Origin of the sequence: Paenibacillus sp. FSL H3-0286, assembly GCF_045040705.1 — a bacterium.
In the GTDB taxonomy this organism is placed as follows: Bacteria; Bacillota; Bacilli; order Paenibacillales; family Paenibacillaceae; genus Paenibacillus_AQ; species Paenibacillus_AQ odorifer.
Window position 1 is genome coordinate 3,912,414 of the sequence record NZ_CP150285.1, and the last position, 24,085, is coordinate 3,936,498.

General features: G+C 37.3%; 30 protein-coding genes. 8 read left to right on the forward strand and 22 right to left on the reverse strand.

Going from position 1 to position 24,085, the window contains the following annotated elements; genetic code table 11:
* Positions 1-84: 84 nt before the first annotated feature.
* Together MHB37_RS17595 and map are read left to right on the forward strand one after the other, a co-directional pair.
* Positions 85-669, forward strand: a complete 585-nt coding sequence (locus MHB37_RS17595; protein WP_340976158.1) for a TetR/AcrR family transcriptional regulator — start codon at positions 85-87, stop codon at positions 667-669.
* 7 nt (positions 670-676) lie between these two features.
* On the forward strand, positions 677-1,423 hold the full coding sequence (gene map, locus MHB37_RS17600; protein WP_076277026.1) for a type I methionyl aminopeptidase: 747 nt from the start codon (positions 677-679) through the stop codon (positions 1,421-1,423).
* 173 nt (positions 1,424-1,596) lie between these two features.
* Here the strand turns inward: map and MHB37_RS17605 are convergent, their stop codons facing one another.
* The 18 genes from MHB37_RS17605 to MHB37_RS17690 all read right to left on the reverse strand — a co-directional run bounded on the left by MHB37_RS17605 (position 1,597) and on the right by MHB37_RS17690 (position 14,451).
* On the reverse strand, positions 1,597-2,337 hold the full coding sequence (locus tag MHB37_RS17605; protein WP_081383371.1) for a class I SAM-dependent methyltransferase: 741 nt from the start codon (positions 2,335-2,337) through the stop codon (positions 1,597-1,599).
* A gap of 177 nt (positions 2,338-2,514) precedes the next feature.
* Positions 2,515-3,474 (reverse strand): phosphotransferase enzyme family protein, encoded by a 960-nt coding sequence (locus tag MHB37_RS17610; protein ID WP_405169612.1) that lies wholly within the window; start codon positions 3,472-3,474, stop codon positions 2,515-2,517.
* A gap of 54 nt (positions 3,475-3,528) precedes the next feature.
* Positions 3,529-4,401, reverse strand: a complete 873-nt coding sequence (locus tag MHB37_RS17615) for a GyrI-like domain-containing protein (protein ID WP_405168300.1) — start codon at positions 4,399-4,401, stop codon at positions 3,529-3,531.
* A gap of 241 nt (positions 4,402-4,642) precedes the next feature.
* Complete coding sequence (locus tag MHB37_RS17620; RefSeq protein ID WP_340976162.1) at positions 4,643-5,122, reverse strand: flavodoxin domain-containing protein; 480 nt, start codon at positions 5,120-5,122, stop codon at positions 4,643-4,645.
* 33 nt (positions 5,123-5,155) lie between these two features.
* Positions 5,156-6,007 (reverse strand): hypothetical protein, encoded by an 852-nt coding sequence (locus MHB37_RS17625; RefSeq protein ID WP_339187252.1) that lies wholly within the window; start codon positions 6,005-6,007, stop codon positions 5,156-5,158.
* Between the two features lie 61 nt (positions 6,008-6,068).
* On the reverse strand, positions 6,069-6,692 hold the full coding sequence (locus MHB37_RS17630) for a TetR/AcrR family transcriptional regulator (RefSeq protein WP_076308322.1): 624 nt from the start codon (positions 6,690-6,692) through the stop codon (positions 6,069-6,071).
* A 183-nt stretch (positions 6,693-6,875) separates the two neighbouring features.
* Positions 6,876-6,977, reverse strand: a complete 102-nt coding sequence (locus MHB37_RS17635) for a sporulation protein YjcZ (protein WP_197069683.1) — start codon at positions 6,975-6,977, stop codon at positions 6,876-6,878.
* A 363-nt stretch (positions 6,978-7,340) separates the two neighbouring features.
* Positions 7,341-7,850 (reverse strand): GNAT family N-acetyltransferase, encoded by a 510-nt coding sequence (locus MHB37_RS17640; RefSeq protein WP_076190211.1) that lies wholly within the window; start codon positions 7,848-7,850, stop codon positions 7,341-7,343.
* A gap of 120 nt (positions 7,851-7,970) precedes the next feature.
* Positions 7,971-9,086, reverse strand: coding sequence for a site-specific integrase (locus MHB37_RS17645; RefSeq protein WP_076190210.1), 1,116 nt, complete (start codon positions 9,084-9,086; stop codon positions 7,971-7,973).
* A gap of 116 nt (positions 9,087-9,202) precedes the next feature.
* On the reverse strand, positions 9,203-9,487 hold the full coding sequence (locus tag MHB37_RS17650; RefSeq protein WP_405168301.1) for a helix-turn-helix domain-containing protein: 285 nt from the start codon (positions 9,485-9,487) through the stop codon (positions 9,203-9,205).
* 242 nt (positions 9,488-9,729) lie between these two features.
* On the reverse strand, positions 9,730-9,927 hold the full coding sequence (locus MHB37_RS17655; RefSeq protein WP_405168302.1) for a hypothetical protein: 198 nt from the start codon (positions 9,925-9,927) through the stop codon (positions 9,730-9,732).
* A gap of 21 nt (positions 9,928-9,948) precedes the next feature.
* Complete coding sequence (locus tag MHB37_RS17660) at positions 9,949-10,872, reverse strand: helix-turn-helix domain-containing protein (protein WP_405168303.1); 924 nt, start codon at positions 10,870-10,872, stop codon at positions 9,949-9,951.
* A 21-nt stretch (positions 10,873-10,893) separates the two neighbouring features.
* Positions 10,894-11,628 carry a hypothetical protein gene (locus MHB37_RS17665; protein ID WP_405168304.1) on the reverse strand — a complete coding sequence of 245 codons (735 nt, stop codon included), beginning with the start codon at positions 11,626-11,628 and terminating at the stop codon, positions 10,894-10,896.
* 33 nt (positions 11,629-11,661) lie between these two features.
* Positions 11,662-11,847 carry a hypothetical protein gene (locus MHB37_RS17670; protein WP_405168305.1) on the reverse strand — a complete coding sequence of 62 codons (186 nt, stop codon included), beginning with the start codon at positions 11,845-11,847 and terminating at the stop codon, positions 11,662-11,664.
* A 117-nt stretch (positions 11,848-11,964) separates the two neighbouring features.
* Positions 11,965-12,681, reverse strand: a complete 717-nt coding sequence (locus MHB37_RS17675; protein ID WP_405168306.1) for a hypothetical protein — start codon at positions 12,679-12,681, stop codon at positions 11,965-11,967.
* Positions 12,682-12,761: 80 nt separating this feature from the next.
* Complete coding sequence (locus MHB37_RS17680) at positions 12,762-13,058, reverse strand: hypothetical protein (protein WP_405168307.1); 297 nt, start codon at positions 13,056-13,058, stop codon at positions 12,762-12,764.
* A gap of 23 nt (positions 13,059-13,081) precedes the next feature.
* Positions 13,082-14,068, reverse strand: a complete 987-nt coding sequence (locus tag MHB37_RS17685; protein ID WP_405168308.1) for a hypothetical protein — start codon at positions 14,066-14,068, stop codon at positions 13,082-13,084.
* Between the two features lie 185 nt (positions 14,069-14,253).
* Positions 14,254-14,451, reverse strand: a complete 198-nt coding sequence (locus MHB37_RS17690) for a hypothetical protein (protein WP_405168309.1) — start codon at positions 14,449-14,451, stop codon at positions 14,254-14,256.
* Between the two features lie 1,610 nt (positions 14,452-16,061).
* On the opposite strand from MHB37_RS17690, the gene MHB37_RS17695 reads away from it, so the two are divergent.
* The 3 genes from MHB37_RS17695 (at position 16,062) to MHB37_RS17705 (ending at position 18,338) form a co-directional block, all read left to right on the forward strand.
* Positions 16,062-16,568 carry a hypothetical protein gene (locus tag MHB37_RS17695; RefSeq protein ID WP_405168310.1) on the forward strand — a complete coding sequence of 169 codons (507 nt, stop codon included), beginning with the start codon at positions 16,062-16,064 and terminating at the stop codon, positions 16,566-16,568.
* A 678-nt stretch (positions 16,569-17,246) separates the two neighbouring features.
* Positions 17,247-17,468 carry a DUF5659 domain-containing protein gene (locus tag MHB37_RS17700; protein ID WP_405168311.1) on the forward strand — a complete coding sequence of 74 codons (222 nt, stop codon included), beginning with the start codon at positions 17,247-17,249 and terminating at the stop codon, positions 17,466-17,468.
* Between the two features lie 36 nt (positions 17,469-17,504).
* Entirely contained in the window at positions 17,505-18,338 is an 834-nt protein-coding gene (locus tag MHB37_RS17705; protein WP_405168312.1) for a hypothetical protein, read from the forward strand.
* 281 nt (positions 18,339-18,619) lie between these two features.
* Here the strand turns inward: MHB37_RS17705 and MHB37_RS17710 are convergent, their stop codons facing one another.
* The 3 genes from MHB37_RS17710 to MHB37_RS17720 all read right to left on the reverse strand — a co-directional run bounded on the left by MHB37_RS17710 (position 18,620) and on the right by MHB37_RS17720 (position 21,014).
* Positions 18,620-19,513: a hypothetical protein gene (locus MHB37_RS17710; protein WP_405168313.1), complete on the reverse strand. Its 894-nt coding sequence runs from the start codon at positions 19,511-19,513 to the stop codon at positions 18,620-18,622.
* A 263-nt stretch (positions 19,514-19,776) separates the two neighbouring features.
* Positions 19,777-20,058 (reverse strand): hypothetical protein, encoded by a 282-nt coding sequence (locus MHB37_RS17715; protein WP_405168314.1) that lies wholly within the window; start codon positions 20,056-20,058, stop codon positions 19,777-19,779.
* 275 nt (positions 20,059-20,333) lie between these two features.
* Entirely contained in the window at positions 20,334-21,014 is a 681-nt protein-coding gene (locus MHB37_RS17720; RefSeq protein ID WP_405168315.1) for a GIY-YIG nuclease family protein, read from the reverse strand.
* Positions 21,015-21,410: 396 nt separating this feature from the next.
* On the opposite strand from MHB37_RS17720, the gene MHB37_RS17725 reads away from it, so the two are divergent.
* From MHB37_RS17725 to MHB37_RS17735, 3 genes are all read left to right on the forward strand, one after another.
* Positions 21,411-21,584: a hypothetical protein gene (locus tag MHB37_RS17725; protein WP_405168316.1), complete on the forward strand. Its 174-nt coding sequence runs from the start codon at positions 21,411-21,413 to the stop codon at positions 21,582-21,584.
* Positions 21,585-21,767: 183 nt separating this feature from the next.
* The gene (locus tag MHB37_RS17730) at positions 21,768-21,929 is read left to right on the forward strand and encodes a hypothetical protein (protein ID WP_405168317.1); all 162 of its coding nucleotides are present in this window, start codon (positions 21,768-21,770) and stop codon (positions 21,927-21,929) included.
* A gap of 12 nt (positions 21,930-21,941) precedes the next feature.
* Complete coding sequence (locus tag MHB37_RS17735; RefSeq protein ID WP_405168318.1) at positions 21,942-22,157, forward strand: helix-turn-helix domain-containing protein; 216 nt, start codon at positions 21,942-21,944, stop codon at positions 22,155-22,157.
* 106 nt (positions 22,158-22,263) lie between these two features.
* On the opposite strand, the gene MHB37_RS17740 is transcribed toward MHB37_RS17735, so the two are convergent.
* Positions 22,264-22,875, reverse strand: coding sequence for a recombinase family protein (locus MHB37_RS17740; protein ID WP_405168319.1), 612 nt, complete (start codon positions 22,873-22,875; stop codon positions 22,264-22,266).
* Positions 22,876-24,085: the final 1,210 nt, after the last annotated feature.

Consider the following 24,085-nt stretch of genomic DNA (forward strand, 5'->3'; position numbering starts at 1 on the left):
AACAATTGCATTTCTCCGCCTCATGCGTTACACTCTTTATATTGACAAATTTGCAGGTCTATAAAAAAGGAGGTTAACGCGCCCATGTGCCCCCGTACCAAAGAACAAAATGAGCTCATACGCATGCAGCGCAGGGAACAAATCCTGGACTTCGCCGCGCGCACCTACTTCCGTACAGGCGGAAGCTTTGATATTCGCGACGTCGCCCGCGAGGCTGGTCTCGGTTATGGCACGGTATACCATTATTACCCCAACCGGTATTTACTAATAGAAGATGTGCTGAGCAGCGGCTTCGAGCGATGTGAGCAAACCCTGACTCAATGGGCGAACATCAGCCGGGACACCCCTGACAACAGGCAGTTGTTAACGTATTGCAAGATGCTACTCCAGTTGTGGCAGTCAGATGCCCGCGCATATCTCGTCTACAAAATGGCAGCGGAGCATTTTACAGGCTTGCCAGAGAAAGATCGGCACCCTGCCAAGAGACGATTCATGGAAAGACTGTATGTTCCACTCCAATCGACTATCCAACGCGAAGACGACAGCATCAACCTTATGCTTGCCGTGTTGGTCGGCTGCTGCGGGCTGCACTACTATGCGAACAATTCCGAGCTGGACGTCGATCGAATCGCCCAACTCGCGATGCAAGCCATTACAAAGGAGTCCTGAAACAAACATGGTTATCTTAAAAAGCAAGTATGAAATCGAAGCCATCCGCAAGGCATGCCAGGTTGTGGCCGAATGCCATCGCACAATTGCTCCGCTCATCAAACCGGGCATCACAACGAACGAGATTGAGCGCATATTCGAAGATATTATTTTGAAGCACGGCGCCAAACCCTATACGAAGGGCTACAATGGCTATCAATATGCAACCTGTGCCTCCGTCAACGACGTAATTGCACATGGCTTCCCTACAAATAAGCCACTTGAGGAAGGCGATATCGTGACGATCGACACGGTAGCGGAGCTCGACGGCTGGCTCGGCGATTCAGCCTGGAGCTATGCGGTCGGGAAGATCTCACCGACGGCTGAGAAGCTGATGCGCGTCACGAAGGAGTGCCTTGACCTCGGCATCGCGCAGGCACAGCCCGGCAATCGGCTCGGAGACGTGACGAGCGCAATCCAGCGGCATGCCGAATCGAACAACTTCGGTGTCGTGCGCGACCTTCTCGCTCATGGCATCGGTCGTGACCTTCACGAGGAGCCGACCTATATGCATGTCGGCAAGCCCGGCAAAGGCCCCCGCATCAAGGAAGGCATGGTATTCACGATCGAGCCCATGATCACTGAAGGCACCTACAACATGACAATTGATCAGGACGGCTGGACCGCCCGGACGCTGGACCGCAAGCTCGCCGCCCAATACGAGCATACGATCGCCATCACCGCTGAAGGACCACAAATCCTGACCGCGCAATAGAACAATTAGAAGCCGACCAACGAGAGGGTCGACTTCTTTTTTATTTATTGAGCAGAAAACGAATGGCCCGCGGACCGATTAAATTCTTAATGCGAAAAGGATGCTAAACTTAGAAACAACAAAATCCCCCTCAATCTGAGGGGGGGGGTCTATCGCAATGCATTACGTTTCTCCTAACATTTCCTACAAACACTAATGATAGATGAAGATGACAGAGAAAACGGCATTTTATCCCAGTCAGCATATTGATGTTCGACGCAAAAGCCGTGACGAGTTAATAAAGAATGTAGCGTATTCGGATCCGTGAACCGACAAGCAATTCGTGAGGTCGTTCGCTTATACCCCCAATCACGCATCGTGACCCAATGCATGATATGCTGGCCAGCATCGTAACATTGGGTGCCTGATACCTTGACGTTATTTCCATCCTTATCAATAAATGATCCCCATTCTGTCTCCTCTTGATCGGATAAATCCGTTCCCTCCGGATTTCGGGTCTCAAATGCAAAGATTCCATGAGGTTGTAAATGTTTGTGAACGGTCGTGAGCAAATCGCTTTGATCTTGATCACTTAAAAATGCCTGAAAAGCATTACCAGTCAAATAAATCATCGAAAATCGCTTGTCCGATTCGAAGGTACGGGCATCACCTTCCATAAAAGTAACAGTCAGCCCTTTCGCCTTCAACCGCGCATACGCAATCATCGCTGAAGAGATATCTACACCGGTCATTGTTATACCGGCTTTCGAGAGGGGGATCGTTGTTAAGCCTGTACCACAAGCAAGTTCTAACACTTCCCCAGGACTCGATCTGGCAAGCTCAAGATAGAACTGATATTTGTCCATTTCACCGTCAAATTCAAGATCGTAATTTACCGGATCTTGAAATTCTTCAAGATTGCTATGTTCAATCAACACCATTCCCCCTTTCATTCCTTGTTAGAATATAATCGAAATAAATGCTAATCGACAGCCATCGCGCTTAACAGTATTATTTTACTATTTTTTTGATAACACGTTTGGTGATAAACGGTTATAATCAATTTTTATCAAACATACCAGTCCTCGTTAGTTCAACCTGAACGTTCCATTTCATATTTTATAAAATATACTTTCACCATTGAGGAAGGGGCGACAATACTCAGCGCATAATTTGGGCATTCTTTCACGCATCCAATCATGAACATGTACATTCTCTATCTGGAAGACGTAATACCCAATAATAGCGACCAACATTAAACCTTCTAACTGTAGTAGATCACTCGCTGTATTTTCACACTCTCTGTAATAACCCTTTAGGAAAGTATCTCTTCGATCGGAAGGCAGCATCATAGCTCCCATGGCTACATCAAGTAAAGCATAACCTTTTCCGAAAAAGCCAAAATCGATAAAACGCACCTTTCCTTCGGTTGTGATGATGATATTACCCATACACAAATCCCCATGAATAAGGTCCGGGCCAGCCTCCCCGCCATGGTCATCTAACCGGGAGTTGATCAATTGCAGCGTTTGTTCAATGACATTAGCATCAGGAGGCGTAAATAAATTCTTTTTCACACCCGAATGAATCACACGGATCATCCGTTCATTATAAGCTTTGCCTTGACTCGGGCGAATCTCCATACCTGAATGTTCGTACTGCCGAAAAAAAGTATGCAGTTCTGCTATTTGAGATCCCAGTTCTTTTACCAGTTCAAGATTGTTAACATCATTCATATTCATGTCTCTTCCATCCAACCAGGTGAGGACGGAGCAGTTTAGCAGTTCACCTTCGTATTCAATGATCGTAATAAGTTCACCCTCATTGTTTCTTACGGGAGTCTGTATTTCGTTGGTGCTCCAGCTTCCCAGCTTCTCAAGCATTTGCAATTCTCCAAGAATGCCGCTGTATGTATGTTGCAGACCTTTCATGTCCTCCATAAAAGGTTCATGAATGCGGAGTAAATATGATTTTCCCGTTCTGTCATTAACACGATAGGTTGTACTTCTACAACATTTTCGAAATATCCTGCCTATAGCTTGACGAAGCTGCCGGAATGTTTTTCGCGGCAGCCTCGTTGTGAAAGGATATTCAGCGCTCAGTTTCAATAGTCCAACCAAACTCTTTTATTTCTTAGTGATAGGCACCCATATTTCACTTTTAAAATTTGGCGATGTGATATCTTTGTGCTCATTCCATAGAATTTCAGGCCCTTTAATTAGCTCATATCCCGATGACAGAGCCCATTCCGAATATATTCGGCCCCAGATCTCTTGTAGCGCACTCGGAAAAGAGCCGACGACTGTGAATACAGCCCACATAGAGGCCTCCACTTCCAGCTGATCCAAGCCATTCCATGCGTCTTTCGTAGTGGCAACGCCAATATAATGATCGAACTCTCCTTTTTCCTCCATACGTCCTTCAGAGAAATTTGTAGAGGCGCTTATAAATCCTGAGGGCTCAACATCAGAAAATCTCTTCATCTCATCAATCATTTCCGGCGTCAACCCTTCATACATCGATGCAATCTCCGGATTAACCCCTTGGAAAATGATTGGAACCCGTTTTTTTATACCCACGATGCGAAAAGATTCTTTTTTTTCAATACGATAATTCATTTCATTTCCTCCTTTGATAGTCAGCTGAAACGACATCCGAGGGAACGCCTTAAGGGAATGTCCATGGACCCGAGCTTCCGAAGGACTAACCCCATGTATGCTATGGAAAGCCCTAGAAAAGGAATCCGGCGAATTATAACCATACTTCAGAGCAGCATCGATAATTTTGATATTACTTTGTGAAAGCTCGAGTGCTGCCAAAGTTAGACGTCGACGCCGGATGTATTCCGACAGAGTAATGCCTGCTAGGAAGGAGAACATACGAGTAAAATGATATTCCGAACAGCAGGCTATTTTCACAACCTCCTGATAATCAATGGGATTTGTTAGGTTCTCCTCAATATAGTTTATTGCTTTGTTCAGTTGTACCAGCGTATCCATGACGTTGCCTCCCCTCGTTAATTATAAGGTTATCAGAGATGGTTTTTATCTTCCCGACTTTATCTGCACGATTCTGTAGGGTTTTTTCATGTTTCGATGAACAGAGACTCAATACGAGGAAGTTACTCTCTTCTCACAAGAAGGACTACTTTTTTTGATTGTCAAAATTATAGTTAACATAATCATAATTATGTTAACTATAATCTGAAGTGCGTTCATAAGCTCGCTCGTCCACTCACTTTCACAACCTTTTCATAGCAAGAGCAAAACGCTCTATCGTCTCTTTTGACAACCCATTTACGTTCTTATTTTTTCCTTTTACCATCCGCAGTACAAACCGGTCTAGCAAAGTTAGCTTCTCTTCATAGATCTCATCTCCAAAAACTTCTTTCGTCACCGATTGGTCATATAACACTTCTGGAAACGCAGATTTCAATTCTTGTGAGGCCTGTTCACCTGTTGCTCCTGCACAAACAAACAATCCTACTCGTTTTTTCCCTAGTTCATTTTGATATTTTGTTGTAAAATCAGTCATTTGTTTTTGGATTTTTCCATAATAAACAGATCCTCCTAAGATGACCGTATCATATCGTTCTAGTGTCGGCTCTTTAACATGCATCAAATTAACTACTTCGGTTTCTTCGCCCAGTTGAGATTTTAATAAATAAGCCGCTTTTTCCGCACACCCATATTTCGAGGTATACATAATTATTGTCTTCATTCTAATCACTCCCTGCCGCTTGCTGGTCACTTATTATCTTAAGGGTTCACGTACATGCTTTAACAAAATAACCATACAAGCAGCAATAGCTACAGTCATCGTCGGAAAAATTACACACTCGGCTATAGACACAGCCACACCGCTATAGATCATTGCCACCAGCATTGCCGTAATTGCTAGCAGTAATGTAACTCCTTTAAAAACAACGACAGTTGCCAGTAGGTACCCAAAAGGTTGTCTACGAATGACCATAATCCCCGTTACAATTGCTAATGGGACTAAGATCGCAAGATCCAAAACTTGAATTACCAACGTACTATAGTGCTCTAGCCCTTGTGGCGGTGTTCCCCCCAGTAGTGAATTCAGTATTTTCCCTAGCCAGAGCAATAAAATCATAAAAGCAATAACCATTAGGGAAAAGCCGATTCCTTTAGAAGGTAAACTGTTTTTAAAGTATGTATGAATGGATTCTTTGTCGAAGGAAAATAAGGCTAGGATGAATGCGAAAAAACTTAAAGAAAACAACAGCACATAAACTAAAAACAATGAATTGTACATCGTCAGAAAGCTGTAGGATGCGTAAGTATATAAAAAGTACCCCAAAGTGCCCGTAAGGAGCATCCTCCCCTTTATCGAGCCTTTAATTGTCATGATGAGTGAACTGAGCAGTAAAGGTATGGCAAGAAATAATGTAACTCCATCCTGTGCTTTAGCTTGTGCCGCCGCAGAGACAGAATCATGGCTGTACACTCCTGACCCCTGAAGCTTTACATCCTCGCCCCATATTGACGTGAAAGTATATTTTGTTCCATCACTTATCCCATCTGAAAACAACCCAACCGCTGTTGCAAACACTGCAATAACCGAAATCAACACCGACAGCACTACGACTTTCCTTATATGTTTTATAACACCCTCCCCCTCCCTTCATGAAAATATTTAGATTTCACCTGGAAGCAATAGCAACCATTGAATCCAAATGACATGAAATCAGAGCTTCGACCTGATCATCAGGCAGATCCTTTTCGACAAGCAACCGCATAATTAAACCGAATGCTGCACTCCATATCACCTGAGCAGTGAGTTCTACGAAAGCTTCTTCACGGTTTTTTTGTGCTTCAGATCTGAGCAGGCCCTGGCAGAGCATCCCAATCGCTTTACGCTCCTGTGCAGCTCCTCTAAATAGAACAGCTGTGTAACTAAGAACAGCCGGTGTATCGTTTAGCATGACATTCCGGTATTCTACACCCGTAGAAAGAGACATCCTGATGAACTTCTCCAATGTTCGTTTTAAAAGTGTATCTGGAGGTAATTCCTGCTGTACCTCTTGTTGCACAGACTGAAGCTCAGAAAGCATATCCGTATATTTTTGTTGCAAATAGTTCTCGATAATCTCTTCTTTGCCTTTAAAATAATGATAAATAATTCCCGGTGAATATTCGATTTTCTCAGCGATTTTTCGGATAGACAGCTTCTCTATTCCCTCTTCGGCAATCAATAAAGCTGCATTTTGCAGGATCAGATTTCTCATTTCTTCACGCTCACGTACTTTTCGTTGTTCTTTAGTCATAAATTCGTCTCCTTGTGGATTGAACACCGTTTAATATTTGAACATTGTTTAATATATATTTTGAATTATTTTATGTCAATCTCCTTAGTCACATGTATTCTCCTCCCCCAATGTACATATCGGACATAAAAAATCCGCCAGTCATTTAGACTGACGGAACCTTTAATTTGTGAAGTTAAAGGATTACAGACAGAGGGTTTTAGTAATGATAACCAACAGGATAAACAGAACCAGAATAGCTCCTGTGGAAGTGAAACCACCGTATCCTCCTGCAAATTCGCCCATTGTTGACTCCTCCTTTGTAATTGAGTACATCATAAGATATGCAATATTGCCCTCACTGACTGGGTATTTTGAACACAAAAAATAAACCAACGACCTTTTTTATGGTGAATGGTTTAATAGGTTAACATAATTAATGTTATGTTAACTTCAATAGAGAGCATAAGATGCTCCCTACATCACAATTCGTATATGTTCTTAATAGCTAGCCAGTTTTATAAAAAATCACAATTTCCTGACCTTCCGTCTTGACGCTCTCTTTGTCATTCTCTACTGTCTAGCGCTCACTCGCTTAGCCCCTTTTTCAATCCATTTGCCGTTAGTAACAAGCTCCATAGCTAAAAGAAACCAGCAATATAACGGTTTTTATTTCTTAATCCTATTAATAGTTAATGTGTTGAAGTATTGGCTGGGGTTGCCTTGCTGTGGATTAAAGCGCTCTTGAAACTCTCCATGGGTATAGTCCCCGATCACTTTATGCCAGAAATCACGAGCAGGTGTATTCGCACGGACTTGTGAAACCTTCCATTCCCCAGAGTACATATCAAAGAGCTTATGCGCAGCCCATGTACCTACACCACTTCGGCGGTATTTTTGCATCACAAAAAACTCAGTCATATAAAACTGGCCTTCAGGATTACGCAATAACCTGTCCACCAAAGCAAAACCAGCAATATGCCCGTCCACCTTAAACAAATATGCGAATTTATTATTTCCGCTACTCCAATAAGCTTCTAGTCCCGGATAGGCCGGAAATACCCCGTCTTGATTGACATCAAATTCTAAATAACTGGTGAAATCATATAGGTAGAACTGCATTAATCTGCTTATAGTATGCTTACGTTCTTTGGGAACCAGCTCAATTTCAAGTTTCATTATGTGCACCTCTGACATTTATGTTTACTTCACATCATGTTTCAACCAAAAATCCCTTTAGTACCAAGGGTTTTCTCTTCTCCATCAGGTCAAAATCACAAATAGGTCACATTTTTTTTACTAAAGACTCATTACCCTGTCTAACGTGTCTGCAACTTCTTGCTGCATAGATGGGATCACATGACTGTAAGTATCCAACGTTATGCCGACTTTAGAATGTCCCATTCGTTCTGAAAGGATCTTCACATTAATGTTTTCCTTTATCAGAATCGTAGCATGGGTATGACGTAAGCTATGGAACGGGATGTGTGGCATATTGGCTTTTATCAAATCTTTTTTATATGCTGTAGTAAGAGCGTCTGGAAAGATATTCTTCCCATTTTTATAATTAAAAATAATCAAATCCATATCAATGAATCTTGATCCTAGCCGCAACTTAAATTCTAAATACTTTTTTCGCTGTTCCTTTAGGATCTCAATAAGTGCGTTTGGTATAGATACTCTACGGACACCAGACGATGTTTTTGCGCCTTGTTTAATGGTCTTTCCGAAGTTAACCAATGTCTGATTGACTGCAAGCTCTTTTTTCTCAAAGTCGATATCCTGCCATCTTAGTGCACATATTTCACCTTTTCTAAGTCCGCAATATAGAGCTAGTGCATAAGCACAATAAAATCTATAATCTTTTGCTACTTTTAAAAATTCCATAGTTTGTTCAAGAGTCCATATTTTCATTTCGAGTTTCACATACTTGGGAAGTGTTACTTTTCGCATTGGATTGTCTTTGATAATTTTATACATTATGGCTTTGTCTAGTGCCTTCTTTACAACTGTTACGACTCTATCAATTGAATTTCTTGCATAACCCTCTTCATGCATACCTGTAACGAATTTTTGACATTGCATTGGGGTAAGTTTCTGAAGTCTTATGTTACCGAGTTTAGGTTTAATATGATTTTTAAAAGCCAAATAATTATGATAATAAGTTGTCTCATTAACCTGTAGTATTCTATCAGTCTTGAACCAATCCTCAAAGAAATTAGCAACAGTTAATGTGTTTGGAGAAGAGTATTGTCCAGCGTTGACCTCGTTTTTGAGTTCAAGCATTTTTTCATCAGCTTCACGCTTAGACTTAAACCCCTTTCTTCTTATTTGTTTTCTTTCACCAGTTTCATCCTGATAATCAAATATAAATCTCCAAGTCTTGGTTTTTTCATCGTATTTAGGAACTGCCATTTCAACACTCTCCCACTCTAATAGAATAGGAGTCAAAGCATGTGACTATCTTATATTATATCACATGATTTTGACTCCTATATAATGTTAACTATATGTATTATTAATCATATTAATCACTTTCCTTCTCTTAGCCACTTATCAAAAACTTCTTCATGCACTAAGTATCTTCGACCAATTTTGATAGCATGAAATTCTTTGCGTTTAATGATCATATAAGCACTATCTCGTCCAATTCCCATCTTGTTCATAATATCTTTAATGCCAATCATTACCTTTGTTTTTTCCTGAGTATGAATTTGACTGTCCCCTTTCATTAATCTCATAAACCTCATTAACCCTTCATCTATCAGTTTCGGATCAATAGTCCGTGGCTCATCATTCAATATGTTACGCGACACTATTCGCCAAGCAGCTCCTCATGCGTTCCACAAGCCAGTCTCAGCCATTCTAATTGACTTTCAAACAATATATACATTCTCATATGTAGTCATCTGTAACTGGATTAAAATCTGTCTCATATGACTTAACAGACTAGGAGGACATTGACTCATAATATGATCGTTTCCATTCCAGATAAAATAGTTGTTTTATATGTATGTTTATTCATTTAACTTTGCTCTTACTTAATCTAAATACTCGATTAATACAACTCTCTAAGATATGATTCTCTAACATCCTGTAAATAGAAGTGATCCAGAAATACCCTAGCCTCTTCTTCTGAAACATCTTCATCCATTAGTAAACTTCTAATATAGACAATTGGCTCAAGGTGTTCTCCATCAGTACTGTACTGCCCTGCTACAATCCCATAATCCTCAAGTAAATTCTTATTACCCAATACTTTCCATCCTCCAATTTATTACATTTCATACTCATCATACTCTACACTATCGCCCACATTATTACTCCCACCATATGTATCTGCTTCTTGATCCCGATTAGCCGTTGCAATTGCTGTTAAACTTTTAATTTCATTTTCGCTCAAGCCAACATAATTTAGTCTCAGGATCATCTTTGACAATTCCTTGTGCGAGATAGTCCATCCACGTTCAACAAATTTAATTGTTCGAATAAAAGTATGGGCAATATTTCTTGCTCTCTGCTCGTTGTAAACAAGTTTATTTTCATCAAGGTAATTAAAGCTGCTTAATGTTCCAATCTCTCCGTTGTAGTAATAGAACTGGTTGTGTTTAAAATCAAACTCCGATACAACTTCATCAATACTTCCCACCCATTGAGTAATAATCTGATATTTACCAATACTGATTGCATTCTCTGTTAGAATAAATGGGAGTCCTTTATATTCTCCCTTTTTTACCCCTTTCTTCTCTTCCATACCACCCAAGTTATCAAAGTAATCTCTAAGCGCAATAGCAAATCGTTTATTCGTCAGGAAGAAATCATAATCATTTGGTTCCTGCTCATTATAAATACTATGTATACAACCACCTGCAATGAATGAATACACTTCAAAACTTTCTTGAAGATTTTTAGGTAACAGACTTTTTAATTCAGCTTTAGCTATATCATATAGATTCTTTTCAGTAATCTTAGTAAGTGGCTTATTGTCTGGTTCATTGTCAGCCAAACTATGTTCCTTCAATATTTCACTATATTTCTTATAAAATTCATGTCTATCAGTAATCTCTTTACCTTGTTCAAACCGTCTAACCTTTTTGTCTGAGCATCCAATAAGTTCAGCAATAGCTTTTTGCGTAAATGAAGTTTCAAGGCGTTCATTTTTCATCATCTCTCCGACTAAATCCCAACCAAGGTTTTTCATTAATTGCATCATCCTTTTATTTTATGTATTTTTATTATTAGATAACTCATTAACCAACTGATTTATATATAACATCTTATTACCACATGTATAGTATCTCGCCTTATCCTTACACGTCTTCCCCAATCTAATCAACAACTCATCTTCTGTTTCAGTAAATCCATGCTTACTATGTATAAACTCATTCCACCGAATAGGCTTTCCTTCGCTCAACTGTTTGTAAAATGTCTCTCGGACAACTCTACCTAATGGAGTAACCCATATAGCTCGTTTCCTATAATCGCGTTTGATTATGTGATAACTACCCTTATTTCTAACTTCATGAGTCTCCCAATTCCAACCAGCAAACAGCAATCCTAACTTAGCAAGCTTATTTATAGCTCTTCTATTTGCTTCGTCAGCCGCTCGACTATCATCTATAGGAGTCAGTATCAAGTTACTATCGTCTTCGTGTGGAGCTAATAACAATGCTCTACGTTCAAGTTTTCCAAGCCTTACACCTGATAGTTTCTCACATTGTTGATTAATTAGCCTTGGACAGTATTCGCACGGAGTAAATCCCCTAGCAACCTCTGATATTTGCTCCTTACTATATAAGCGGCTTTCTGTGTTTTCATAAAGAGTGGTTAGCAGAGGACACAAATTATTGTCATGGTGACATAAGATGTTGTTTATTACGTCATTATGTCCTACTGTACCTTGTGGAAAACTTTCCCTTCCCACAACGTTTAGTGCTTCTTCGGAATCTCTATTCATACATTATTCCTGACTATTATGTATTTTTATTCTTTATACCTCTTCATTTCTATAACGTTCTAACTCATCAATAGCTCTCAGTAACAAAGTATCATCATCCTCAGCATTGAATCCCTGACTGATTCGTGCCTTACCTTCCATGATTCTGTGAGCCGCTTTCCTAACCTTCTCAATGGATACTGGTTCTAGGCATTGTTCTAAAAATGTTTTATCTGACATTCTTATTTCACTCCAATATTTTATTTATTTTTATTAATAAAATCATCATTAGGAGCGGGACGACTCACCATATTGATGTGTCGTTTAAGCCGCTCCTGTATAGGTCTTGATTGAAAACTATAACATATACAATTTCAAATCCGCACGAGTTGAAGAGTTCTCTGTATGATCAATCGCTTGTTTACCTTCATTATCCTTAATTTTTGCATCTGCTTTATAGTAATTTGTCAGTTCACCAATGTAAAAATGATTTTCATTAATCACGCTCAACATCAGCGGGGTCTTACCCTCATTATTCTGTAAATTAACATTCAGAGCGTTTAATTTAATTACACTATAAACAGCAAAGTTATTTTCCAAAACTACGTAATGAAGCAAACTGTTTCCTGTCTCTTTATCCTGCGCATTAATTGTTATCTCTTTAGCTGCTATTCCTGCCTTAACCTTCTCAGCATCTAATTTACCATCCGTACTATATTTGTCATGCAATCCTTGCACATATTCCCCTCCTGCTTTGGTCGACGAAGCGTTTGTATTCCCTGTTTTAGTTCCTGTAGATGCTGAATTAGTAGTATTGGTTACCCCTTCAGCAAACGTTACAGTAGTTGAAGTAACTCCACTAACTGAATAGCCAAAAGAGTCACCAGCATCGCGCACCGGAACATAAAGCTTATTTTGAACGTTCATTGCTTCGACTGATTTTTGATTGCTACCCACGACAATTTTAATCGTTTTAGGAGTTGCTTTTAGGTGAGTTGCTGCACCTACGGCTGTTCCTGCTGTTAAAGTTACGCCTACTATTAAACCTAATGCAAATGTTGGAATTTTCTTCATTTTATGTACCCTCCCGAAGTTATATGGAATATGTCTGATTACAGTATATACCATATATATCGGTAAATTATTGGTCTTTGTTAAATGTTTGTAAGTTCAAGATTAAAACCATGAAATGTTATATTTCCTTCTTCCATTTCAATATATGATTCATCACCATACGACAAGTTTGCTTTGATACAACTATCTTCCCCATACTTTAATTTCACACCATTAATTTTATATTTATATTCACTTGTATAAGGTCTGACGCTCTCTTTAATAACTGTATTTTTATTATAGTCTCCTTTTCTATTAGTAGAGTTTTTACTATTCATAAAAATAGCATTGTTCTCTAGATCAAATTTAATTGTCTTTCCGTTCACGTTAATCATCATCTTTATTCTTATCCCCTTTCATTTTAATTGTTAAAGTAATTGAACTCTTTTCCATAAAAATTAATTTTTCCATCAGGAGTCATTTCAACGTATGCCTTATCTGTGCCATATTTACTTGTTCCACCTATAGCAACAGCATTCATATTTTTAGACAAAAGATTAATAAATCCATCGTCAGACAACATCGTAATTCCTTCATCTTTCAAATCAATTGAACGTTCTTTACCATAGTTGCTTTGATAATAAGTAGACTTATAACCGCCAGCGTATTTGAGATTAACTACTTTACTATACCCGAGATTATCACCTGTACCAATTGTTTCTCTTGGCGTTGCAGCATTCCCGCTGTTCTCAAATGTATAATGATTTCTAACCAACATTCCATTCTCTACGCTTGCCTTTTTGATAGTTTCAGGCTCATTCAAAGGAATTCTTTTGAATTGTTTAATGTTATGTTTTGTAATACGATATACAATAATTTCTTTGCCAACACCTTCATTTGAAATTGCTTCATATATTGGTATAAAAAACTCTGGGTTAATTTTAACTTTTGAAAGATACTTAGGGTTGCTAATTTCTTTATTTGCTTCATTCATACTCGCACCGTAACACAGAAAACGATTATTCCTATGTCCTAAAAACTTATTACCCGGCTTAAATTGAACATAATTATTGCTAAATTGGGCATATGCTATACCTTTATTATCAAATCCATATTTTGCAAAGGCTAATTCGTCACCTTCTTCAGCAAGATTAGTATGTATATTACTGGCAAGTTGGCAGAGCTTGTTGAAACTTCTGTCCTTTTGCTCTACAAAACATTTCTTTAGATGTTTGACCAACTCCATATCACCACTAAAGAAATACGCTTCACCGTCAATAATTTCAATCTTCCCATCAGTAGTTTCAGTTTCGTGTCGGTATCTCTCACCATTAAATCTGAAACTAATTGCAGTATCCACTGCTAACCAATGTTCATGTGGCTTACTAGCCGATATTGCTAAACTCATACAATACAACCACCATTCTTAGTTTTTTATGTGTTATCCTAACTCCCTAACTACATTTCTTACAATCATACATATGTACTGAGCTGTTCATACAAAAAGTCATTCATAAACGCTTCATTAATCCATTCCCGCTATCGTTCATTAATCTCAATCAATCCTCTCACCACCCTTCACCATAATAAGCATTACAATTCAAACGGCAATCCATTATATTTCTTGAATAAATCCCTTACCTTGCTTTCTTGATCAGGTTTTAAATCTCTGTTACCAGTCAAAAACATTGAGAATTCTGATGGTGAGATATCTATTCCTCTTGCAATGAAATTCTTCTTTACTCCATATTCCTTAATTACATATTCGATTTTTTCCTTTACACTCATCATTAGCACCTCTTCTTTTTTGTATGTTTATTAATCAAAAACCCATCAATTCTAACTCTTCCAAGAAATCTGAGTATTGATCAACATCATAATCATGTAATTGAAACTCGAACATACTCAAGTCGCTACAGATCTTAGTTAGATTCTTCATTGTTCCCCCGCTCCTTTCATTTATTTCTATCAATTTGTTCAATTTCTAAGTTGTTGTTCCTTGTTGATATCCCTATCTTAGCACATAGTATTTTATTTGTATATGTTTATCATTAAAATATTTCTATTTATATTTCTCTTCATTAAATGGCAGACAAATGGCTTTCTATTAAATGTGTGTCACATGACACTTTCTCCTGTACTTCTCTCTAAACAGGAGCAAAGGGGGGTTAAATTTGACCCTCCCCCTCATATTTGGTGAACCATACGCAAATTGCGTATCAGTGACCTTTGCCAAAGGTTATGAACCACCTTGAATATCACGATGGTTCATGGTGAAACTGCGACTGTGAGCCTCAGTGGTTTCCTTCAAGCTGACGGAGAGTTATCAATTTGTGATGTCCTTTAAGGACATGGAAAATAAATTCAGGGTTTTAGGAGCCTGTTTTTAAGACAGTCCCTGTATGCACAAAAAAGTGCAGATTAAAAAAATCGTGGGAAGGGATCATTGGTTTTGAGTCGGTTAACAGCACAGTTTCGTACTCTTCTTCTGATAACGCACTTTTCCACTATCCTATAGTACCTAGGTTGGCATCAAATTGATGTAACCTTTATTATCCAAATGTGGCGACGTCGCCACTTTTTATATGACTCGGCTAAATTGCCGATACGCAAAATTTTGCGGAACGGATATGTGTAATTTCTAATACCTCCCTAATTCTGCCGGACAAAATGACCAGCAGAAAACCATTAACCAGTTGCAATTTTTGACTGGTTTAGGGTCACATCAATTAGATTCCACCCTAATTCACGGAAGCCTTCCTAGTAAAAGCAATATTAAATTTTCAATGTTGTGTTCAATCGTGCGTTAAATTTGACGCTCCTTTTGGATTCGGTGAATCGCCGTAACCGGATATTGCGTATCACCATATCATTCCGTCAAATTAGACCGTCAGAACAATGGTCTCTGGCAATCTATCGAATTCTATTTACGGAATATGCGTGATCTCAGCGGTAAATCACCTACGAGTTTCTATTTTCCCATTTTGGTAAATTAGATTGAGTAAACGAATTTAGGGAGAGGTTAAATTAACCTTGGATCTTTTAAAATGAGATGTCCGAAATAAGAACACGCTGAAGAGTAGCACACGTGCGCAAATTCAACAATGTTAACGAACGTAATTTTGCGTTGGTTGATTAAGCACTAGTTGAGAGTACGTACTCTTATATTCCCTTTAATTGTCAATGTAACCGCGCGCGCGGTCAGTGCTACTTTCGTTTCCATATACATTGACTATCTTCTAGGTTAAGTTCACATTGAACCTGAGCATTAGCAAGGGTACGGAAAATTTTCCGGAGGGTAGGACGAAATCCCCTCCCCCTAACCCTCATTTAACATTGAAGGGTACTAGTGTTTCATGTAGAATATACCAATATATACTACAATATAAGGGGATTTGATAATGAACGACAAAGTTAAAGGATTATTATTAGGGCTAACTATTGGGAGTCTGTTTACTGGCTCAGTTATTTATGCTGATTTTGGATCAAAGGAAATGGTATGGAACAAATACATTAATTTCTTTGTCAATGGTGAACGTAAGCTTACTGATGAAGTGTTGGTTGTCAATGGAACTTCATATATCCCATTAAAGACAGTATCCAAGGTCACAAATACACCTTTGACTGCTGATTTTGATCGTAATAATATCTATTTTGGAAAAATCCCTACCAACAAGGGAATTACTGCTGCTCAAGCTATCCAAAAGGTAAAAAGTAAATATGGAAGTAAAATACCTAAAGGTTATCTTGTTGAAATAGACAGTATTGATGAGAAGGGAAATTACATAATTCATGTTTATGAGATCGTTATAGATAACAAGGCTACAGGTGATGGACATACTGCTACTTTTGACTGGTATACTGTTGACAAGTTTACAGGCGCAATCACTTCTTCTTTTGACTTCTAGTAGTATCGACTGTAATTATTGAGGGATGAGTCTTCTAGCAGACTGCATCCATTTATTTTATTAGTAAACATAAATAATATTTACTTTCCTGTTCTATTGGTGTATATTTTAAACCACCACTAACTCTAAAGGTGGAATAAATGGGAAAGGAGTATTCAATCTTAAGATATTATTGTCAAAACACCCTAATGGGAACATCAAAAAAACCACATAAACAAAGGGAAAATTAAAGCTATTTCATATTTACTTGCCAAAACCCTCTTATGGGTAAACCTTTTCCTCAAAAAACTTGCCAAAACACCTTGGAGGGTATCCTTTTCACCCCTATTTTTTTGCCAAACAGATCGATTTAAGGGATATATAGGCGCAATTGAAAAACAACCAAAAAACTCAGTCATATCAAGGATTTTAACGTTTAATCTGAATTTACACTTTGTCAAAAGTACCCTGATGGGTATACCCTTTTGTCCTATTTTTCTGTCAAACAGGTCGATTTAAGGGACATTATTAATATATATAATATCTTTAATAAATATAAGATAATACCTCCTATTCTGCTGACGCTAGAATAGTTCTTACTGTTATCACTCTTTTGAAAGATTAAGGTCAAGAGATTAAAACCAAAGAACAAAATCAAAACCATGCTTAAACGGTAATCAATGTTGGAGGTTAGAAATAATGAAATACATATACGATATCAATCTCATTTCATACTTGTTAATGAAGGGGTTGGAAATCGAAGAAATAAAAATGAACACCACAACTAACAAACTTCAATTTATGTTTAGAAGAAGTGTTTTATTAGATGAATTGATCAATGAATATAAATTTTCTACTTTTAAAGAATATGCTAACTGTCAGAACGTAGTACGTAGAATTATTCATAGTGGTAAATTGTAAAATTAGCTTTTTAACATTCAAAGGAGAATCAGAGAAATGGATTACACGGTTAAGAGTTTTAAAATCAAATCTAACTGGTTTGATGAAAATGGGAAGTTTAGTAAGATGGGTTCTGATACGTTGAATTTATATTTTAGCTTATTTAAATTTCGGCTTCATGGTCAGAGTAATGAATATACGTTTCTGACTTCAATTTATCATCTGAGAAAAGAAACAGGGTATAGCAAATCAGCAATATTCCTACATCTAAAATCACTCATTAAACTAAAAATAATTGAAATTAATAATGTTAAGAGATGGGATCGATTTCTCTCTTCAAATAACAGTATTCCAGAGAAGAATATTTTAGAAATTGTTGCAATTGATGCTCCTCTAATCGATAAGATTACAGATGAATCTGGAAACACTACAGATAAACCTAAAACAGAAGATGACTACTACATAAGCGTTGAAACAGCACTTTTAAATCTATACAATGCAAGGGGATTAAGTCACAAGTATTATCCGATTTACTGCCTAATAAAGAAACTACAAAATGGCAGCGTTGAAAAAAAGGCGTTCATGTCTATTGAAAAAATGGCTTTGTGGATAGGATATAATAAAGACTATACAAATAAATTGGTACACAACATGAACAGAAGCTATGTATTATATTCTGATTATCGGGATAATGGTAAGGGTGGAAAGTATTTTGAGCATCATTTAATGAGTAGTACAAAAGAAGAGGGATTTCTTAAAGCATTCAAATCAGATATTGATAAAAATATTAAGAAATGGGATAAGAAAAAGGAGAAGTCAATACAGAGTGATCCTTTTGAAAATGAATATGAATCAAGTTACATTAATGAAGTCATTGATTTCCCAATTTGATATAGTCGCTATTGGTCTGAAATTGGGTGTTGTCTTTATATATAGAATAAACACCCGATTTCTTGCCAATATTGGCTGTTCGTTAGATAATTATGCTTATGCTGAGTTTAACTATTCCTCTCACATCAATTCTAAGCCCCGTTTGCTTAGAGTATTATGTATAATTGAAACCTCTACCCGCTTCCCCCTACACTTATGACTCCTAAAGGTCTGAGTATGGATTTCATTGATTAAATATAATGAAAATAGACAGGTAAAAAACAACCCGTCCTGTTGTTCTGTTATGGCTTGCCTATATCAAATGCTATTAATGAGTTTTTCTCATAAACATAAAAGTTGTGCTCATTATCTATTTCCAAAGTGAAACTTAACTCTTTTGGAGAATATCCTAGTGTTTCCTCTATGCTTTTAGCATAACATTCAATATTTTCATGAACATGTATTTCAATCTGAGTTATCCATTTTTGGTATCTGTTACTGAGCATAGTTGCCATTCCACTAGTTCCAGCACAAGTTATCCCCCCACCTATCGAGCCATACACAACATTTCCGTCTACTACAGTAACGGTATTTATTCCAGCCTTTCTTAGTAATCCAACATCTTTATCTGAAGAACTATGAGTTAAAGATACATTATCGCTAAATTTATATGGCTCAATTACTTCAGTCCAGTTTCTGTGTATGATCCTTACTAACTCTTGTTTACAAAATGACTTATGATCCATAATTTGAATCAAATAAGCATCATTCTCATTAAAAAGTGCATATAAGATATCTCCATCACGTTTAACAAAACCATCTCTCTCTTCTTGCACTCCAAGATGAAGATGATGAATTTCCCAAACGTTAAGAAGTCCATCGTTATAGGTAATATCATTAATTTTACGTGATAAGTGAGGTGTTAAGTCTTGACCTGTTCTTATTTTATTAGTAAGGAACTCTAATCCCTTCTCCAAATTAGCTGGACAACTAAACTCTTTGGAGTAATGAACTTTACGTATGGCTGGCTGAATCATTCTACTTAACCAATTGAAATATAGGATGCTTAACTTTTTTAATGGGAGATTGATATAGTCTTGTTGCTTGAGGAAAGGGAATTGCTTAAATTGAGATATCAAGAACTCGCGCCAATCACTAAGAAAATCCATCTTAACGTTAACGTTGTAGGGTATCATAAAGGAAGCCTCCATATCATGTATAAATATAACCATATAATAAAACCTATTTTTCTAAACTCTCCAGACACTCTATTACCTTTTTTGAAATATGGAATTTCATTGATTAATTATGAGGAAATGAGACAGTTTTAAACAACCCGCCCTTTGTTCAGTTAACTACTGAGTCAAATACACTTGACCGTTGGACTAATAGTGCATCCTATTAATCAAGTTACATATAAAAAAAGCACTCCATAAGAGTGCCATGAATTTTACTTAAACTAAGCTAAGAACAAATTAAATCTATTTGTTTTGTTCCCGTAAATCCAAAAATCCACCCTATCCTCATAATGTGAAAATGAGACTTCCCTATAATTAGGGGTCGTGATGGACTCTTGATCCATTACAATTGTTATTTCTGAATCTCCGATTATGTAATCCTTTAGAATATCATCGGTAAAATTGGATATACCTTCAACTCTATATTTAACCTTATTACCTATACATGCTTTAAGAATACCTTCTAGCTTACTAACTTCTTGTTTAATATCTCTTTCTATCATTTTATCACCTCCATAAATATACATTCTACACAAATCAAGTAAATCCTTCAGTAACCTCCAAATATATCCTTATATTTCGACAAAACAAAGGCGTAAATGAGTGTTGTTGAATTAGATATAATGCAAAACTGATTAATGCAACTACCCTCTCCACATGCCAGTTGTATTATTATTCTCTCTTACTCTATCAGGTGAATAGTTGTGTCCTCTTTTTATCGTTTGTGGAACCATAATAAAATAGGTGAATCCCCTTCTAATGGTCAATTCTAATAAACTCAATAGTTTTTGTGCACAGCTTTCCTTAAATCACGCTTCTTCATCATAGTTATTGCTTGTAATAAACCACCAGTTACTTTCCCTCCATCGAGTCTATTACACACAAATTCAGCTGAAAATTGATTTATGAAGCTATCTTCACTACTGTATGTCTCATTTGATGTGTATGCAAAAATCCTTGTCGTATCAAAAGCTCGAAAACTGTCAATAGAAAGGATTGAGGCATCAACACTCCCCATTGGAAAAAGAAGTCTATCAAAAGGTTTGATTTTACTCCAATGTTGCTTAATACGTCTTTTAATATCATTAGTCGTACCAATATACAATTGGCAGTATTCATCGAGAACCATCATATAATAACCCGATTTTCCGTCATGCAAATTTAGATCTAACACTTCCATAAACAGCTTATTTTTATTAAGGAAATTTTCTATTTCGTTATTGAATTCGTCGTGATTTAACAAAGAGAAACATTCCATATTTAAGTCATAATTTTTCAAACAGTCCTCAAGATGTTTCTTGCACCATTCATCTGAATAACATCTTCCTTCTTCATCAGCATAAATATCTGCTGAAAAATGACCCAAAGAATTTTTGTTGCTAACCACTGCATAATTCTCTCGGGTTAACTTTAATCCTCGTTTTCCTTCAAGCACCTTTACAGCAAAGTGATTTGGCATAATTACTCCTATTTATTCTCAAAATGAGTGTTTGCATTTATTTTCAATAAGCATGTTTAATGCCATCGACAGTCAATTATGTTCAAAGATTTTTATAAGCTATGTTGTCGCGGAGTGGAACAGATAGCGGATTATTTTCCATTTGTGATATGTTTTGTGATTTAAAACACCCCCCCAACCTATCGAATATAAAATAAGTTGAGTGTGGAAGTGGATGTGCTACGGGTATATTCTGAAAATATATCCAACAATTGGATGTAAAATAGCCCCCCACATGCTCTATTCCCTTTACATAATTGGAATATAATGAAGTTTTATTAATAAACATATTGAAAAACACTTGTTTTTATAACCTATACAGGTTATAATGAGAGTATAAGAAACGAGGTGATACATATGAACGAAATCATCAAATACATTCCAGCACTCGGATTTCTTCTAAACCTAACAATCTTCATCATAGGCAGGTTAGACAAGAAGGCTGAGAAAAAAGAAAAGCGCCTGAAAGAAACTCAGACGCAAATCGAAAAAGGTGAGTGCTTCCCACCAAGAAAGTCCACTCACAAATAAGCCAAGCAAGGGGAATCGAAAGATTCCTCTTTCCCCATACATTATACCATATACACATTGATTATAGTCAATAAACACAAACAAAAGCTTTACAACCCATATGGGTTTTAGTATAATTAAGTTAGGATTAAATTACATTAAAACTATTATTAAACATAATTTTCAATTGAAGGAGGTGTGAATATGAATAAAAAATATGTATCCCTAAGTATCACTGTACTACTTTTCATTTTTGCTGTAGTAGTTTTCATTTTTATGGAAAAGAATACCTTTAATATTATTGTTGGAGGCTTAGCTATTGTATTAGGTGTATTTAATGTAACTGGACGGTTACGCAAACGATAAGGAGTGTAATGCATGAACAAAGAGCAGATTGAAGCTGAAATGGATGATATCATGAGACGTATCATGACCACAGAGGAAGCAGGGGAAACATGGGGATTGTCACAAGACCGTATCAAACGGCTATGTTCATCTGGTCAGGTTGTAGCTGTTAAACGTGGAAAGACATGGCTATTGTTTAGAGAGCAGGATAACCCTAAACAGAGAGACAGAACACAAGGAGTCCTATAGAGGGCTTCTTTCTTTGTGTATGGTTATGTATGGTTATGTATGGATAGGCATAGATAAAGCCCATACAAGTAGTGTATAGGCTGTGTGTGGTGCTATATGTTATAGTCTATGCTTGCTGTTGCTCATACTCCTTTACCCTTCTATAGAACGTGTTAGCCTTCATATCAAGTCTTCTCATAGCTTCCACGGCTGTTATTAGCCCTTGCTTCCACTCTTTGTATATGCCTTCAAACTCTGCGCTTATTGCTTGCTTCGGTCTACCGAAAACAACACCACTATCTTTAGCTGCTGCTATTCCTTCACTCTGTCTACCGTTTATCTTCTCTCTCTCCCTCTCAGCCATATAAGACAATAGCTCTAACACTATACTTGATATTAGCTTCTCTAACCCGTTCTGGTATTGTCTAGTGTCAAGGATAGGCATATCAAGGATTACTATATGTGCACCTATATCCTGTGTGATCTCTTGCCATTCCCTTTTAATTTCCTGTGCATTGCGTCCAAGCCTATCTAACTCCTTCACAAACAGGATATCATCTTTTCTTAGATTAGCCTTCATTAGTTGATACTTAGGACGATCAAAGTTTTTTCCACTCTGTTTGTCTATATAGTAATCACGTTCATGTATTTCTAAATCCTTCATAGCTTCTAGCTGTCTCGCTTCATTCTGATCTTTGGTGGATACTCTTATGTAACCGTAATGTCTAATTTCGCTCATATGGTATCATCCTTTTCCCATTTCTTATAGGATAATTATACCATAAGTATTTCATAATGTGTATATGTATTTATGAAATACTCCATAACTGTTTTGATATGTTTTGACACATTTCATAACCATATTTGAAACAGTGTATTCTAGTATTTCAAAAGGTATACTTTATGACATGAAGAATCATATTCAATCAACCACTTCTATTATAACGTGGAGTTACTTTAGAATTCTGAGCGGTCAACTGATTCGGGGAGGGACATTACTTCTCTGATTTTTGTCCACTCTAAGTTTTCGAAAACGGAATTCAAGTTCCGATTTTGTTCATATGCCTTGATGAATTTGAATACTATCAAATTTAAATTCGCCGACGTCGGCGATTCTCCGAATAGGCAACCAATTGCCCATTTTGAAACTGTACAATTGATGAATCCTCGAAATATATTAAAATTGGAAGTAAGTGTATATGTAGGGCTGTCCCTACATTTGGGGTGTCCAAAGTTGGACTATCTAACTTGTCGATAGCTAAATCAGAATTATAGGTGCTTGAAATTTCAAGCAGGGGATGTAAATGGTATCGACCGTACGTATCGGCATATTAACTATTTATAGGAATCAAGAATGCAATTCAAATCGGTAGACGTCTGCCAGAAGCTATAACATATCGGTTCAACCGATTGAGTTATAATCACACTTTAAACCTGTCTTAATTTTCTACTGGTTCAATATTCACGGCTCATATACGGATCAAACCTACTTGTGGTCATACTCATAGCCGCACTTTCAGCCGTTACATTCTCAACACGGTGATTACACGGAAATGATGCGCCAGCGCAACATTTGAATAGTCTATATTGTTCGTATAAGGTCATCACTTCTACGGTTACTACCTCTGTTAGGTCGTCACTTTGGTGATTAAACGGTAAAAGCGTCGATGTCGTCGCATTTGAAAATGTACTTACAAGGTGGATAATCTTCCACTTTGTTCAAGCCTTTAAACAATGAATAACTGTTACACGGTGAATACACGTATATTTGGCGCTGGCACCAAATTTGCCATATACAATAAGGGTTTGTCATGTAATCACGTGTGATTAACTGTAATCGACACGGTAAAACGTATATATAGTAAGGGTTATTACCTGTTAGGAGGCGATACAGGGCTATTAGGCGTTGTCTGAAGGTGGATCAGAAGAGGAAAAAGCTTGATATATAA